Origin of the sequence: Acetobacter vaccinii, from assembly GCF_008365315.1 — a bacterium.
In the GTDB taxonomy this organism is placed as follows: Bacteria; Pseudomonadota; Alphaproteobacteria; order Acetobacterales; family Acetobacteraceae; genus Acetobacter; species Acetobacter vaccinii.
This window is the reverse complement of record NZ_CP043506.1, coordinates 2,621,558-2,635,834: the sequence shown is the minus strand read 5'-3', so window position 1 is coordinate 2,635,834 and position 14,277 is coordinate 2,621,558. Positions and strand designations below refer to the sequence as shown.

The 14,277-nt window shown below is 58.8% G+C and carries 12 protein-coding genes; 4 read left to right on the top strand and 8 right to left on the bottom strand.

The window, feature by feature from the left end:
- Positions 1 to 2: 2 nt before the first annotated feature.
- From FLP30_RS11785 to FLP30_RS11750, 8 genes are all read right to left on the bottom strand, one after another.
- Positions 3 to 1,277, bottom strand: coding sequence for a pyruvate dehydrogenase complex dihydrolipoamide acetyltransferase (locus FLP30_RS11785; protein ID WP_149279971.1), 1,275 nt, complete (start codon positions 1,275 to 1,277; stop codon positions 3 to 5).
- Between the two features lie 11 nt (positions 1,278 to 1,288).
- The gene (locus FLP30_RS11780) at positions 1,289 to 2,644 is read right to left on the bottom strand and encodes a pyruvate dehydrogenase complex E1 component subunit beta (RefSeq protein ID WP_149279970.1); all 1,356 of its coding nucleotides are present in this window, start codon (positions 2,642 to 2,644) and stop codon (positions 1,289 to 1,291) included.
- Between the two features lie 6 nt (positions 2,645 to 2,650).
- Positions 2,651 to 3,661, bottom strand: coding sequence for a pyruvate dehydrogenase (acetyl-transferring) E1 component subunit alpha (pdhA, locus tag FLP30_RS11775; RefSeq protein WP_149279969.1), 1,011 nt, complete (start codon positions 3,659 to 3,661; stop codon positions 2,651 to 2,653).
- A 491-nt stretch (positions 3,662 to 4,152) separates the two neighbouring features.
- Positions 4,153 to 5,025 carry an indole-3-glycerol phosphate synthase TrpC gene (gene trpC, locus FLP30_RS11770; protein ID WP_149279968.1) on the bottom strand — a complete coding sequence of 291 codons (873 nt, stop codon included), beginning with the start codon at positions 5,023 to 5,025 and terminating at the stop codon, positions 4,153 to 4,155.
- A 10-nt stretch (positions 5,026 to 5,035) separates the two neighbouring features.
- The gene (trpD, locus tag FLP30_RS11765) at positions 5,036 to 6,154 is read right to left on the bottom strand and encodes an anthranilate phosphoribosyltransferase (protein ID WP_149279967.1); all 1,119 of its coding nucleotides are present in this window, start codon (positions 6,152 to 6,154) and stop codon (positions 5,036 to 5,038) included.
- The gene (locus FLP30_RS11760) at positions 6,151 to 6,744 is read right to left on the bottom strand and encodes an anthranilate synthase component II (RefSeq protein WP_149279966.1); all 594 of its coding nucleotides are present in this window, start codon (positions 6,742 to 6,744) and stop codon (positions 6,151 to 6,153) included. Before FLP30_RS11760 ends, trpD begins: the two co-directional genes overlap by 4 nt.
- 57 nt (positions 6,745 to 6,801) lie before the next feature.
- Positions 6,802 to 8,340: an anthranilate synthase component I gene (gene trpE / locus FLP30_RS11755; RefSeq protein WP_149279965.1), complete on the bottom strand. Its 1,539-nt coding sequence runs from the start codon at positions 8,338 to 8,340 to the stop codon at positions 6,802 to 6,804.
- Positions 8,337 to 10,253, bottom strand: a complete 1,917-nt coding sequence (locus FLP30_RS11750; RefSeq protein WP_149279964.1) for a peptidylprolyl isomerase — start codon at positions 10,251 to 10,253, stop codon at positions 8,337 to 8,339. The genes trpE and FLP30_RS11750 overlap by 4 nt, the downstream gene beginning before the upstream one ends.
- Positions 10,254 to 10,498: 245 nt before the next feature.
- On the opposite strand from FLP30_RS11750, the gene tpiA reads away from it, so the two are divergent.
- The 4 genes from tpiA (at position 10,499) to kdsA (ending at position 14,229) form a co-directional block, all read left to right on the top strand.
- Positions 10,499 to 11,239: a triose-phosphate isomerase gene (gene tpiA, locus FLP30_RS11745; protein ID WP_149279963.1), complete on the top strand. Its 741-nt coding sequence runs from the start codon at positions 10,499 to 10,501 to the stop codon at positions 11,237 to 11,239.
- A gap of 27 nt (positions 11,240 to 11,266) precedes the next feature.
- Positions 11,267 to 11,614: a preprotein translocase subunit SecG gene (gene secG, locus FLP30_RS11740; RefSeq protein ID WP_149279962.1), complete on the top strand. Its 348-nt coding sequence runs from the start codon at positions 11,267 to 11,269 to the stop codon at positions 11,612 to 11,614.
- A 141-nt stretch (positions 11,615 to 11,755) separates the two neighbouring features.
- The gene (locus tag FLP30_RS11735; protein ID WP_149279961.1) at positions 11,756 to 13,390 is read left to right on the top strand and encodes a CTP synthase; all 1,635 of its coding nucleotides are present in this window, start codon (positions 11,756 to 11,758) and stop codon (positions 13,388 to 13,390) included.
- Complete coding sequence (gene kdsA, locus FLP30_RS11730) at positions 13,387 to 14,229, top strand: 3-deoxy-8-phosphooctulonate synthase (RefSeq protein WP_149279960.1); 843 nt, start codon at positions 13,387 to 13,389, stop codon at positions 14,227 to 14,229. Before FLP30_RS11735 ends, kdsA begins: the two co-directional genes overlap by 4 nt.
- The last annotated feature ends 48 nt before the right edge of the window (positions 14,230 to 14,277 follow it).

Genomic DNA, 14,277 nt, shown 5'->3' with positions numbered 1-14,277 from the left:
GGTTACAGCACAAGAGCCAGCGGGGACTGCACAGCAGCCTTGAAGGCAGACAGCCACCGGGCAGCAGCAGCACCATCGACAGCCCGGTGATCGACCGAAAGTGTCACAGTCATGACGGTTGCGACCTTCAGTTCATCACCAACCACTACAGGCTGCTTTTTGGCAGCCGCTATGGCCAGAATGGCGGCCTGCGGTGGGTTAACGATCGCAGCAAAGTCTTTCACGCCGTACATGCCCATGTTGGAAATGGAGAATGTACCGCCCTGGAACTCCTCAGGCTTCAGCTTGCCAGAGCGTGCGCGGCTGATCAGGCTTTTGGCTTCGAGGCTGATGTCCTTCAGGCTTTTCAGCTCAGCCTGACGCAGGATCGGGGTAATCAACCCGTCATCCAGAGATACGGCGATGGAAATGTCCGCATTGTCATGTAGGATCATGGCATCGTCGGTATAGGTTGCGTTGACTTCGGGAACCTGTTTCAGCGCAACAGCAGCGGCTTTGACCAGCATGTCGTTGACGGAAAGCTTGAAAGCATCCGGCCCTTCGGAAGGGGCAAGTGTGTTCAACTGTCCGCGCAGAGCCAGCAGGGCATCCAGTTCCACATCCATCGAGACATAGAAATGCGGGATATTGGCTTTTGCTTCCGTCAGGCGGCGGGCAATGACCTTACGCATTGTGGTGTGGGGCACAGTGCGGCTGCCGCCCGCAGGAGCTGCTGCCGCTGCGGTCTGGGTCGCAGGTGCTGCCGTAGCGGGGGCAGCCTTGGCGGCCTCAACATCCCGGCGGACAATACGTCCGTGGGGGCCACTACCCTTGACGCTGGCAAGGTCGATCCCTTTGGCCTTGGCAAGGCGACGGGCCAGCGGGGACGCCACAATGCGGTCCGTTGTCGGGGCAGCACTTGGTGCGGCAACAGCAGGCGCTTTGGCAGGCTGAGCAGCGGGGGCGGATGTTGGGGCAGATGCAGGGGCAGGTGTTGGCGTTGCAGCCGGAGCAGAAGCTGGTGCGGCAGGCGTGGAGGCCTCTGGCACGCTTTCCCCTTCTTCCACCATGATGGCGATGGGGGTGTTGACGGCAATGCCCTCGCTGCCTTCTGGCACCAGGATGCGGCCGAGAATACCTTCCTCAACAGCCTCGACTTCCATCGTGGCCTTGTCGGTTTCAATTTCGGCAAGAACATCGCCACTGACGATGCTCTCCCCTTCTTTTTTCAGCCAACGGGCCAGCTTGCCTTCCGTCATGGTGGGCGAAAGGGCTGGCATCAGAATTTCAGTAGCCATTATTCAGCACCTCAGATCAGGCTTTTGACAGCTTTGACAACCTGCTCGGGGTGCGGCAGGGCCAGCTTTTCCAGGTTGGCAGCAAATGGCATGGGCACATCCGCACCGGTTACGCGTGCGGGTGGGGCGTCCAGCCAGTCAAAGGCGTGTTCAATAACCTGCATGGCAACTTCGGCACCAATGCCAGCAAAGGGCCAGCCCTCTTCCACAGTCACCAGGCGGCTGGTCTTGCGCACACTTTCCACAATCGTGTCAGTGTCCAGCGGACGCAGGCTGCGCAGGTTGATGACTTCCGCGTTGATCCCTTCTTTCGCCAATGCTTCAGCAGCATCAAGGGCAATACCCACGGCGATGGAGAAGGCAACAATCGTGACATCCGTGCCCGCACGTTCGATCTTGGCCTTGCCAATGGGCAGGATGAAGTCTTCATCCACAGGGCAAGGGAATTTCTGCCCGTAGAGGATTTCATTTTCCAGCACGATCACGGGGTTCGGGTCGCGGATGGCAGCGCGCAGCAGCCCTTTGGCATCAGCCGCAGACCACGGAGCCACAACCTTGAGGCCCGGCACATGGGCATACCAGCTTGCATAACACTGCGAATGCTGCGCCCCCACGCGGGAGGCCGCGCCATTGGGACCGCGGAACACGATCGGGCACCCCATCTGGCCGCCAGACATATACAGTGTTTTGGCTGCCGAGTTGATGATGTGGTCAATGGCCTGCATGGCGAAGTTCATGGTCATGAACTCGACAACCGGTTTGAGGCCAGTCAGCGCAGCCCCCACGGCCATGCCGGTAAAGCCATGTTCGGTAATGGGCATGTCGATGACACGCTTTTCACCAAATTCCTGCAGCAGTCCCAGCGAGATTTTGTAGGCACCCTGATACTGGGCGACTTCCTCACCCATCAGGAAGACATCCGGGTCGTGGCGCAGTTCCGCCGCCATGGCGTCGCGCAGGGCCTCGCGGACGGTAATTTCCTGGGTCTCGCCCCATTCCTTTTCTTCCGCCACGACGGGGGCCGCGGGAGGAACAGGCTGGGTGACTGCGGCGGCCTCAGAAACCACCGGGGAGACTGCTGGTGTCGGGGCCGAGGGAGCGCTGTCAACATCAGGCACAGCCTCACCTTCCGCGATCAGAATGGCGATGGGGGCATTGACCGCCACGCCTTCAGCCCCTTCGGCAACCAGCAGGCGGCCGAGGATGCCTTCCTCAACCGCTTCAACTTCCATGGTTGCTTTGTCGGTTTCAATCTCGGCCAGAATGTCACCGCTGGAGACAACGTCGCCTTCTTTTTTCAGCCAACGGGCCAGCTTGCCTTCTGTCATGGTCGGGGACAGGGCTGGCATCAGAATTTCAGTAGCCATCAGTAATCACGCCTCCAGCACAATGTCCGTATAAAGTTCTGCGGGGTCCGGCTCGGGACTGGTCTGGGCAAACTCCGCCGCATCGTTGACAACCGCTTTGATCTTGCTGTCGATGTCCTTGAGGGTGCTTTCCTCCACGCCTGCATCCAGCAGGATATGCCGGACATGCTCAATGGGGTCGTGCAGCTTGCGGACCTGATCGACTTCCTCACGGCTCCGGTATTTTGCCGGGTCGGACATGGAGTGCCCACGGTAGCGGTAGGTCATCATTTCCAGCAGGTATGGTCCCTTCCCTGCCCGGCAATGGGCCACGGCTTCTGCTGCGGCAGCGTGCACGGCGGCAACGTCCATGCCATCAACCCGCAGGCCCGGAATGCCCCAGGGGGCACCGTTCTTGTACAGTTCGTGAGAGGCGGAGGCGCGCTCGATGGATGTGCCCATGCCGTATTTGTTGTTTTCGATCACGAAAATACACGGCAGCTTGTGCAGCGCGGCCAGATTGTAGCTTTCGTACACCTGACCCTGGTTGCTGGCCCCATCACCAAAATAGGTCACAGCCACTTCATCAGTGCCACGGTACTGGTTGGCAAACGCAAGGCCGATGCCAAGAGCTACCTGTGCGCCGACAATGCCGTGCCCGCCATAAAAGTTCTTTTCGCGGGAGAACATATGCATGGACCCGCCCTTGCCGCGGGAATACCCGGTGGCGCGGCCGGTCAACTCAGCCATCACCCCGCGCGGGTCCATGCCTGCGGCCAGCATCTGCCCGTGGTCACGGTAGGAGGTGATGAGCTTGTCGCCCTCACGCAGGTTCATCTGGATGCCGGTTACCACGGCTTCCTGGCCGATATACAGGTGGCAGAAGCCACCAATCAGGTTCATCCCATAAAGCTGGCCGGTTTTTTCTTCAAAACGGCGGATCAGCAGCATGTCGTGATAGGCGCTCAGAAATTCTTCGCGGGTCAGGGACGGGCCGTTGCTTGTGGGTTTTTCAACCTGTGTGTCTTTTGTTTTCATACATAAAACCCCTGTTATTCATCATATTTTCAATCTGACCGCTGCCTATCTAGTGGGTGAACAGAGATGTTATTTTTATAATTTTAAATACTCGGAATCCTGTTGGATTTTTATTCTTATAGTTTCTGGTTTCCGGGCTATTCCCCGTTTTGGTTCAGCAGTCTGATGGTAGCGATACGTGATGTCCTAGGTGTCGTCTTTCTCCTGCGGTGGAGCATCTGGGGCTGCATTGCTCTGAACGCAACACTCAACGTCCCTTTTTGCATGCCAGTTGCGTACTTTGTTGTAACAAAGAAGCGCGTCGCGTTTTTGTCATCCCGCTTTGTGCCTGAACCGTCAGGCCCGTGCAGGGCATCTGTTGTTTAAGCGGAATGACAGAGTCGGGGAAGCCAAGAGTGAGCCCGAAAACACACTGTTTTTCAATGAGTTCTGGGCCTTCATGGCAGAGGAAAAAATTTCGGGCCTGACATTAGTCTATCAGGCCCGAAAGGTCAGTTACCGTCGGGGGAAAGCAGCTTGCGGGCTGCATCACCGGGATCAGCTTGACGCAGCAGAGATTCCCCTACCAGAAAGCCGGTCACACCGATTCCTGAAAGCTGGGCGACCTCGGCATGGGTCTTGATCCCGCTTTCGGAGACAATAATCCGGTCAGGCGGCACCAACGGCGCAAGCCTGTTGGTTGTCGTAATGTCGGTTGCCAGCGTTTTCAGGTTACGGTTGTTGATGCCGATCAGGAAGGTATCCAGCGCCAGAGCGCGATTGAGTTCCTCCTCATCATGCACTTCTACCAGAACGTCGATATCCAGCCCTTTGGCGTGATCTACCAGTTCCAGCGCCATTTCATCTGACAGGATGGCCATGATCAGGAGGATACAATCCGCACCGATCATCCGGCTTTCATAAACCTGCCACGGATCAAGGATGAAGTCCTTGCGCAGGACTGGCAGGGAGGTCGCATTCCGCGCTGTGATCAGATCATCGTTGGAGCCATGAAAGCAGGAGCTTTCTGTCAGCACCGACAGGCACGCAGCGCCCGCCTGCTCGTAGGCTTTGGCAATCTGCGCGGGATCATAATGTTCCTGCAGGATTCCGGCGGAGGGAGAGGCCTTTTTGATCTCAGCAATCAGACCGACTTTCCGGTCGGCGGCCTTTTCTTTCAGGGTGCGTCCAAAGCCACGGGGAGCCTCTTTGCTTTCCTGGGCCTTGGCAGTGATGTCCTTGAGGGACAGTAGCGTGGAACGATGCTCCACTTCCAGCCGTGTGCGGGCACAGATTCGCGCCAGAACATCGGGCAGGCCGTCGGGGCCATGTTCTGTGCTGCAGGTGGTAGGTGCAACCGTGGGACTGGTGGGGGTGTCGGTCATGATTATCCTGTCATGTCTCAGGCGTGTGCATCGCTGATGACGAGCGTAAACCATTCAGCACCGCAAGAGCGGCACCGCTATCGAGCGAAAAGGCGGCCTGAGCCACGCTTTCCTGCAGGGCTGTCGGGTCAATATGCCCGTTGCGCAAAATGCTGACCCTCCCCGCAATGTGGAGGGCACAGGCTGCGTTTAGCAGAACCGTATCCCGGTAGGGTCCGGCAGCCCCATGCAGCAGCGCATCAAGCGTGGCTGCATTGTGGTGTGCGTCTTTCCCTTTTATGGCACTGACCGGCGCGTATGCAAGTCCTGCCATCTCCGGTTCTATAACAAACTGGCAGGTTTGGCCCTGTTCCAAAGCAACTGCCAGAGTTGGCCCTGCCAGGGTAATTTCATCAATGCCGGTTTTGCCGTCGCGGGGCTGGCCGCAGACAGCCCAGACCCGTTCAGAACCAAGAGTGCGGAGCACATCGACAATCGGCTCCAGCCAGCGGGGGGAAAACACACCAATCAACTGGCGCTTGACCCCGGCCGGGTTGACCAGTGGCCCGACAAGATTGAACAGTGTGGGCAACGCAAGCATCTTGCGGACGGCTGCGGCATGTCGCATGGCGGGATGATGATGCGGGGCTGCCAGAAAAATAGCGCGGTAGTCGCGCATCCACGCGGCATGGGTTTCAGCACCGGGCGAAAGGGGCACGCCAAGGGCGGTCAGAACATCCGATGCCCCAGAGCGAGAGGACACAGCCCGATTGCCATGTTTGGCAACAGGCACACCAAGCCCCGCCAGCACAAAAGCGACGGCGGTGGAAACATTCAGTGTACCGTAATGGTCGCCCCCTGTGCCGCAGACATCAAGGGTGTCCTCAGGCATGGCGGGTACGGGGTGCATACGTGCCCGCAGGGCGGTGACAGCCCCCAGCAACTCATCCCGCGTCTCTCCCTTGACCCGCAACGCCATGAGGAAGGCGGCAATATGTTCGGGCGGGACAGCCCCATCCATAATGGCCCCAAAGGCGGCTTCAGCCTCACCGACATCAAGGTCGTGCCGGTCGGCAAGCTTGAGCAGTGTCGCGGTCAGGCGTGTGGGATCATAGGCGTCCGGTGCGGAATGTTGCGGCTGGGCTGTCATGCCGCCTGTCCGGCGTGCCAGTCCTGAGCAATGCTCAGGAAATTACGCAGCAGGTCGTGTCCATATTCCGACGCAATGCTTTCAGGATGAAACTGCACGCCTGAAATCGGATAGGTCCGGTGTCGGACCCCCATGATAACACCGTCTTCTGTCCAGGCTGTCACTTCAAGCTCAGGGGGAATACTGGCTGGTTCTAGCGTCAGGCTGTGGTAGCGGGTGGCTTTGAAGGGGCTGGGTACCCCGGCAAAGACATCCTTGCCGTCATGGAAAACAGGGCTGATTTTACCGTGCATAGGCACAGGAGCACGGACAACCTGCGCCCCGAACACCTGCCCGATGGACTGGTGGCCAAGGCAGACCCCAAATACGGGTACCTTGCCTGCGGCGGCAGCAATCAGGTCACAGCAAATCCCGGCTTCATCAGGGGAGCATGGGCCGGGTGAGAGCACAATGGCGTGCGGCTTGAGGGCCAGCGCGTCATCCACACTCAGCGCGTCGTTGCGGACGACGTGGCATGTCTCCCCCAACTCGCCCAGATAATGGACGAGGTTGAAGGTAAAACTATCATAATTGTCGATCAGTAGGATCATGGCGGAATGATGGCCCTTTACCGCGCACTGGTCAAATGACGGAGAGGAAAGGCGTGCTCAGCCCTTCCCGTCTCCCGCCTGCTGGATTGCGAGTTCGGCTGCCCGGAATACGGCGCGTGCCTTGTGTCGCGTTTCCTCGTATTCCATTTCGGGCACGCTGTCGGCAACAACACCACAGCCTGCCTGCACATGCATGGTCCCGTTTTTGAGCACAGCCATGCGCAGGCCAATGCAGGTATCCATGTCGCCCCCGGCGCCAAAATACCCGATGCAGCCCGCATAGGTTGCGCGGCGGGTACGCTCGATCTCGTCAATGATTTCCATGGCCCGGATTTTGGGCGCTCCGGTCAGGGTGCCTGCTGGAAATGCGGCCACAAGGGCATCGAGTGCTTCCAGATCCGGCTGCAATATGCCTTCCACATTGGAGGAAATATGCATGACGTGGCTGAACCGCTCGATGACAAAGCGCTCTGTAACGTTAACGGAACCGGGGGTGCAGACGCGTCCGACATCATTGCGGCCCAGATCAATCAGCATCAGATGTTCAGCGATTTCCTTCTGATCGGCCAGAAGTTCCTCTTCCAGCTTTTTGTCTTCTTCCGGGGTGGCACCACGTGGGCGTGTGCCTGCCAGAGGCCTGACAGTCATGCGGCCATCGCGTAGACGGACAAGAATTTCGGGTGATGACCCGACCAGTGAGAAGTCCCCAAAGTCGAGATGGAACAGAAAGGGAGCCGGGTTAACCCGCCGCAATGCACGATATAGCGCCAGAGAGGGCAAAGGGAACGGGGTGGAAAAGCGCTGGCTGGGAACAACCTGAAAAGCATCCCCCGCAGCAATGTATTCCTGTATTTTTTCCACCGCCGCGCAGAAATCCTGCTTGCTGAAAGTGGATGTCGGGTCAGCCAGCGGTGCTGTGGGTTGGGCAGAGGGTAGAGCGGGCAAAGCACCCAGCAGGCATGTGCGGGCGCGTTCCAGCAGGGCGTGTGCCCTCTCCCACGCCTGCCCTGCGGTTTCTGTTTCAGCAGGGCGCACGGGGGCTGCCAAAATGAGTTCGTCTGTCACCGTATCGAAAACGGCAAACAGACCCGGACGCATGATCACCCCTTCTGGAAGGTCCAGATCATCAACCGGCGCATTGGGCAGGTCTTCCATCTGCCGGACCATGTCGTAGCCAAGGTAGCCAAACAATCCCGCAATCATGGGTGGCAACCCTGTGGGGAGGTCAAGCCTGCTGGTGTGTATAAGCTGGCGCAGACTATCCAGCGGCTTGCCCTGCTGCATCCATGCGGGCGACTGTGGCAGACCCGCCCCATCATGCAGGGTTACCTGGCCGTTATGGCATGTCCACACAAGGTCAGGCTTGAGAGCAATGACGGAATACCGCCCACGGGAGACGCCGCCTTCCACGCTTTCAAGCAGCAGGCTGTGCTGCCCTGTGCTGCCATCGAGATGGGCCAGACGGATATAGGCCGAAACGGGTGTCAGAAGGTCGGCGGCTTCCACTGAAAAAACAACAGAGGCCTGACCCTGCTCCCATGCCGCTTCACAGACCTGGAGAGAGGGAGACGTCGCGGTATTGGCGCTTGTGCTCATTGTCTGGCCTCTCCCAGCCCTGCGATGTCGAGGGCGGATGTGATGCCCGTCGGGTTGATGCGGGGCGGCGTGCGGGCTGCTAGAGCATCAATAAACGCGGCGACAAGGTCTTCGCTATCGGCCTGGGCCAGAGCGGATTTCAGCTTCTGCATGTTAGTCGCGGACATGGGCGGGTCAGGTGTAAAGACCTTGGTCACAACCGCGACAAAAAAGGCGTGGTCATTCTCGGCCATGATCGCCTGCCCTGCCTGCATACGGGCTAACTGGGGCGCCAGTTCGGCAGGAATGGCCTGATTGGCAGATGCCAGTGAAAGCGGCACGTTGCGCGTAACCTGCCCTTTGGCGGAAGCCGTAGGGGCAATGGTGCCCAAGGCCTTGCTGGCGACGTAAAGTGCGGTTGCCTGCTGGTTGGCGGCCTGACGGCGGTTATCCGCCTGCCATGCCTTCAATACATCAGCGCGGGCCTGCTCAAAGCTGCGCGGGCTGGCGGGGCTGATCTTGTCCACATCCACCGCAAACCAGCCATTATCCGGGCCTTCGACAAGATACGGGGCTGCCCCCTCTTTTTGTGTGAAAACCTGATGGATAATGGCCTCGCGCAATGCGCCAGACGCAGGCAACGGCGCAGGCTGACCCTCGGCCGTTATACCGCGGGCATCCAACGAGCCCGCGGCTGCGACAGCCCCCAGGGTATCGGGAATGGCATCAAGCCCTTTACCTGCAATGGCATCCTGCAATGTCCGTCGCCGGTCGGTAATCAGCGAAGGGGCAATGGCCTTGCGGTATTCGGCCAGAATGTCAGGCTTGGCCTGCTCATACGATGTGCTGCGGGCGGGGGTGATCTTTGTGACACGGAACACGGCCGAGCCGTTTTCTGTCTGGATCACAGGGTTCACCTGACCTGCCTGCGCCTGGAAAATGGCGCTTCGCAGGGCCTCTGACGGAATGGCGGATGCTCGTGTCGCGGGCATTTCAACAGCAGCAGCGCCTTTGGCGGCCTGTTGAGCCTCCTGCCAGCTTCCACTGCGCTGCCATGCGGCGTGAACAGCCTGGGCCTGCGTGGCATCAGGCAGGGTGATCAGTTGCAGATCCCGCGTTTCCGGGGTGTTGAAGCGGCTGTTCTGCTCGTCATAAATACGGCGGAGCTGTTTTTCATCCACCGGAATGTTCTGGGCTACCGTGTCGGGCGATAGAACGACAATGCGGGCATGGCGCTGCTCGGCGGTGCGGAACAGCCAAGGGTGGTTGGCATAGTAGCGGCGCAGCGTTGTCTCATCAGCAGTGGCGGGTTGGGGCACATTTTCAAAGGGAATGGTCACAAAATCGACCATTCGTGTGCGTGCGCCATACTGCACCAGCTTCTGGATCAGGATTTCGGAGGCGCTGCCACTCTGGGCAATAGGTTGCAGCAGAGTGCGGGCTGTCAGGTCGTCGCGCACGATCTGGATCACGCGTTGTTCCGTCAGCCCTTGTGCGCGCAGCTTCTGGTTGAAAAGCGCGCGATCAAACTGACCATTGCTGCCACGGAAATATGGGAGGGAGAAAATTTCTTTTCGGATGGCCTCGTCAGGCACCACAACCTTCATGGTGTGGGCGGCATTCAGCAGTTCTGCCTGACCCGTCAGGCGTTGCAGAATCTGCCGTGCAACCTGCTGGAGCATGGCGGGAGAAAGCTGGGAGGCATCGCTCAGCCCCATCTGCTGGGCAACAGTGGGCACCTCCTGCCGCAGGGCGGCGGCAAGGTCCGGCGCGGTGACATCGCTTTCACCCACCTGTGCGGCAACATTGGGGCTGGTGCCCATATAGCCGATGACATCGCCGACCCCCCAACCGATAAACGCAGCAAAGACGACGATGGCGATAACGCGGCCCAGCCACGATTCAACCAGAATTCGACGAAGAGAGGAGATCATGACAGAGGGGATCCACAGCTTTGTCAGGCAAGATGCCGTTCTCACATTCAGGCGCGGCACCATAAGCGCAGGCGACCCACTTGACCAGACATAACCATGACTTACACATCAGGCGCTGGGCACGGGGCATGCTATGTCTGGCTGGCTTGCCCTGACGGGCCTATCCATGGTTTAGGCAGACAGACAGTATCAGCGCCGCCGCGCCTGTTGGTCGTGGCTGTGCAGGAAACCGCAGGGAGCAGAGCATGAGCCGACAGCTTATCGCAGGCAATTGGAAAATGAATGGCACGCGGCAGAATGCACAGGGGCTGGCGCAGGCCCTTGTGGCCCGCCTGCCTGCTGATGCGGCGGATGTTGTTGTCTGCCCGCCCTTTACCCTGTTGCCGTTGCTGGCCGACAGCCTTGCCGGAACGGCTTTGGCTCTGGGCGCGCAGGACTGCCACAAAGCCCCATCTGGGGCCTATACCGGCGATATTTCTGCCACGATGCTGGGTGAGTTTGGCGTATCTTACGTCATCCTTGGACATTCCGAGCGTCGGCAGGGGCATGGTGAACTGGATGACACCGTGCGGGAAAAAGCCATCGCCGCAACCAAGGCCGGGCTGACACCCATTGTCTGCATCGGGGAGACGGAAGACCAGCGCGAAAGCGGTGATTATACCGATGTTCTTGGCTGGCAGATCAAGGGCTCCCTGCCCGACAATTTTGCCGGAGTACTGGCGTATGAACCCATCTGGGCCATTGGTACGGGGCTTGCCGCGACGACCGAGCAGATTGCCCAGACCATGCTTTTCCTGCGTGAGGAACTGGTGCGACAGTTTGGAGAGGCTGGAAAAGCTATCAAAATCCTGTATGGAGGGTCCGTGAACGCTGACAATGCAGCCGCCATCCTTGGTATTCCCGAGGTCGGGGGGGCGCTTGTTGGTGGCGCCAGCCTAGACGCGGATGCGTTTCTCTCCATTGTCAGCGCCGCATCGGCTGCCTGACCGCCTGTATTGAATCTGGAACCTGACATGACCACAGCCCTGCTGATCCTGCATTTCTGTGTCACAATAGCCCTGATCGGCGTTGTGCTGATCCAGCGCAGCGAAGGCGGTGGCCTTGGCATTGGCAGCAGCCAGGGCATGGGGGCCTTTATGTCCGGTCGCGGGACGGCCAACCTGCTAACGCGTACAACAGCGATTCTGGCCGGGTTGTTCATGCTGTTGTCCCTGACTCTGGCTGTCCTTTACAAAGGCGGCGTGACTGGGGCTGGGCAGGATATTCTTGGGCAGGCACCCCAGCCTGCGGCCACAGCACCTGTTGCCCCGCCCCAGCAGGCGGTCACCCCGGCACCTGCCCCCGCCCCGGCCCATCCGTGACATGCTGATGTCTCCCTCCTGTCCACAGCAGACGTGGAGGGGGATGTTGTCTCTTTCGGTCACCGCATGCAGCCTTGTATGCGGTCTTTTTCGTTTGTTCTTTTTTACCCACTCGGTTCTGCCCGCGTAGGAAGTCTGCTCATGACCCGCTTTGTATTTATCACCGGTGGTGTGGTGTCCTCTCTCGGAAAGGGGATTGCGTCCGCCGCTCTCGCAGCCCTTTTGCAGGCGCGTGGCTACAAGGTCCGCCTGCGGAAGCTCGACCCCTATCTGAATGTTGACCCCGGCACCATGAGCCCGTACCAGCACGGCGAAGTCTTTGTGACAGAAGACGGTGCCGAGACCGATCTGGATCTGGGCCATTATGAACGCTTCACGGATGTTAACGCATCGCGTGAAGACAATACCACGACAGGCAAGATCTATTCGGATGTCATCGCGCGGGAACGCCGTGGTGATTATCTGGGCGCTACGGTGCAGGTGATCCCGCATATTACGGATGCGATTAAGGACATTGTTGTCGCCAACACTGATGACCTGGATTTTGTGCTGGTCGAAATTGGCGGAACGGTTGGCGATATTGAAAGCCTGCCGTTTCTGGAAGCTATCCGGCAGCTCCGCAATGATCTTGGCACGGACCAGACAATGGTTGTGCATCTGACGTTGCTGCCCTGGATTCCTTCTGCAGGGGAACTCAAGACCAAGCCGACCCAGCATTCCGTCAAGGAATTGCAGAATGTGGGTATTCAGCCGCAGATTCTGCTCTGCCGGTGTGACCGCCCAATCCCGGCAACCGAGCGCCGCAAGATTGCCAATTTCTGCAACGTCCGCCCTGAAGCGGTTATTGCTGCGCGTGATGTTGATACAATCTACGCCTGCCCCCTGTCCTACCATGCTGAGGGTATGGATACGGAAGTGCTGCACTACTTCGGCTTGCCCCATACTGAGGAGCCTGATCTTTCCGGTTGGCAGAAAATTGTTGACGCCATTCGCCACCCCGAGGCGGAAGTGCGGATTGCTGTCGTGGGCAAATATACAGCCCTGCTTGATAGCTACAAATCCCTTGCCGAAGCCTTGTTGCATGGTGGGATCGCGCATCTGACCAAGGTGCGTCTGGACTGGATTGAGGCAGAAAGCCTTGAGAAAAACCCAGCCGAAACACAGGCCATTCTGGCGGGTGCTCATGGTATTCTGGTCCCCGGCGGCTTTGGGGAGCGTGGGTCACAGGGCAAGATTGAAGCCATCCGTTTTGCCCGCGAAAATGGAATTCCCTTCCTGGGGATCTGCTTTGGCATGCAGATGGCGGTGATCGAGTGTGCCCGTAACCTTGCTGGCCTGCCTCATGCCTCCTCCACCGAATTCGGCCAGACGGATGAGCCTCTGGTGGGCTTGATGACCGAATGGGCGCGTGGGAACGAGCGGCTGCGGCGGAGCGAGAGTGGTGAACTGGGCGGCACAATGCGGCTTGGTGCTTACCCCGCCACGTTGATTGCAGGGTCACGCGCAGCGGATGTCTATGGTGCGACTGCAATCCGTGAGCGTCACCGTCACCGTTATGAAGTGAATATTCACTACAAAGACCAGCTTGAAAAAACCGGGCTCAAATTCTCCGGCCTGTCCCCCGATGGTATTTTACCAGAGGTTGTCGAATATCCTGACCACCCCTGGTTTATAGCGGTACAGTACCACCCGGAACTGAAGTCTCGCCCCTTTGCACCCCATCCGCTGTTTGCCGGGTTTGTGGGCGCAGCACTGGCACAGGCACGCAAGGCATGACCGCACCAACTGAGCATGGTTTTTCAATTGGGTCCTTGGCGCTGGGCAATGACAAGCCTTTTGTGCTGATTGCCGGGCCTTGCCAGATTGAATCAGCAGCCCATGCGCTGGAAACGGCGGCAGCGCTGAAGGAGATGTGTCAGGCTGCCGGGATCGGGCTGATTTATAAAAGCTCTTTCGACAAGGCAAACCGGACCAGCGTGTCTGGGGCCAGGGGGATTGGGATGCAGGCTGGGCTGGACATTCTGGCCCGCGTCCGCTCCGAACTGGCCCTGCCCGTTCTGACAGATGTGCATACGGCCGAGCAATGTGCCCCTGTCGCGCAGGCTGTGGACGTGCTGCAAATTCCCGCGTTCCTATGCCGACAGACAGATCTGCTGCTTGCAGCAGGGCGCACTGGGGCTGCGGTCAATGTCAAGAAAGGCCAGTTTCTGGCTCCTTGGGACATGCAGTATGTGGCACAGAAAATTGCTTCGACCGGCAATCAGAAAATCATGCTGTGCGAGCGTGGGAGCAGCTTCGGCTACAACACGCTGGTGAATGACATGCGCGCCCTGCCTATTATGGCGCAAACAGGATACCCGGTGGTGTTTGACGCCACACACTCCGTGCAGCAGCCGGGTGGCTTGGGTGGGGCTTCTGGTGGGCAGCGTGAATTCGCCCCCATACTGGCGCGCGCTGCATTGGCGACTGGTATTGCTGCCGTTTTTCTGGAAACGCATGAAAGCCCGGACACCGCTCCTAGCGATGGCCCGAACATGCTGCCCATTCGTGAATTGCCTGCACTGTTGCAGCAGTTCAAAAAACTTGACCAGTTGGTCAAGGATATGGCGCTTTAAAAAGTCAAAAATGGCTACTGTGTGGGACAATCGCCCCACACAGTAGCT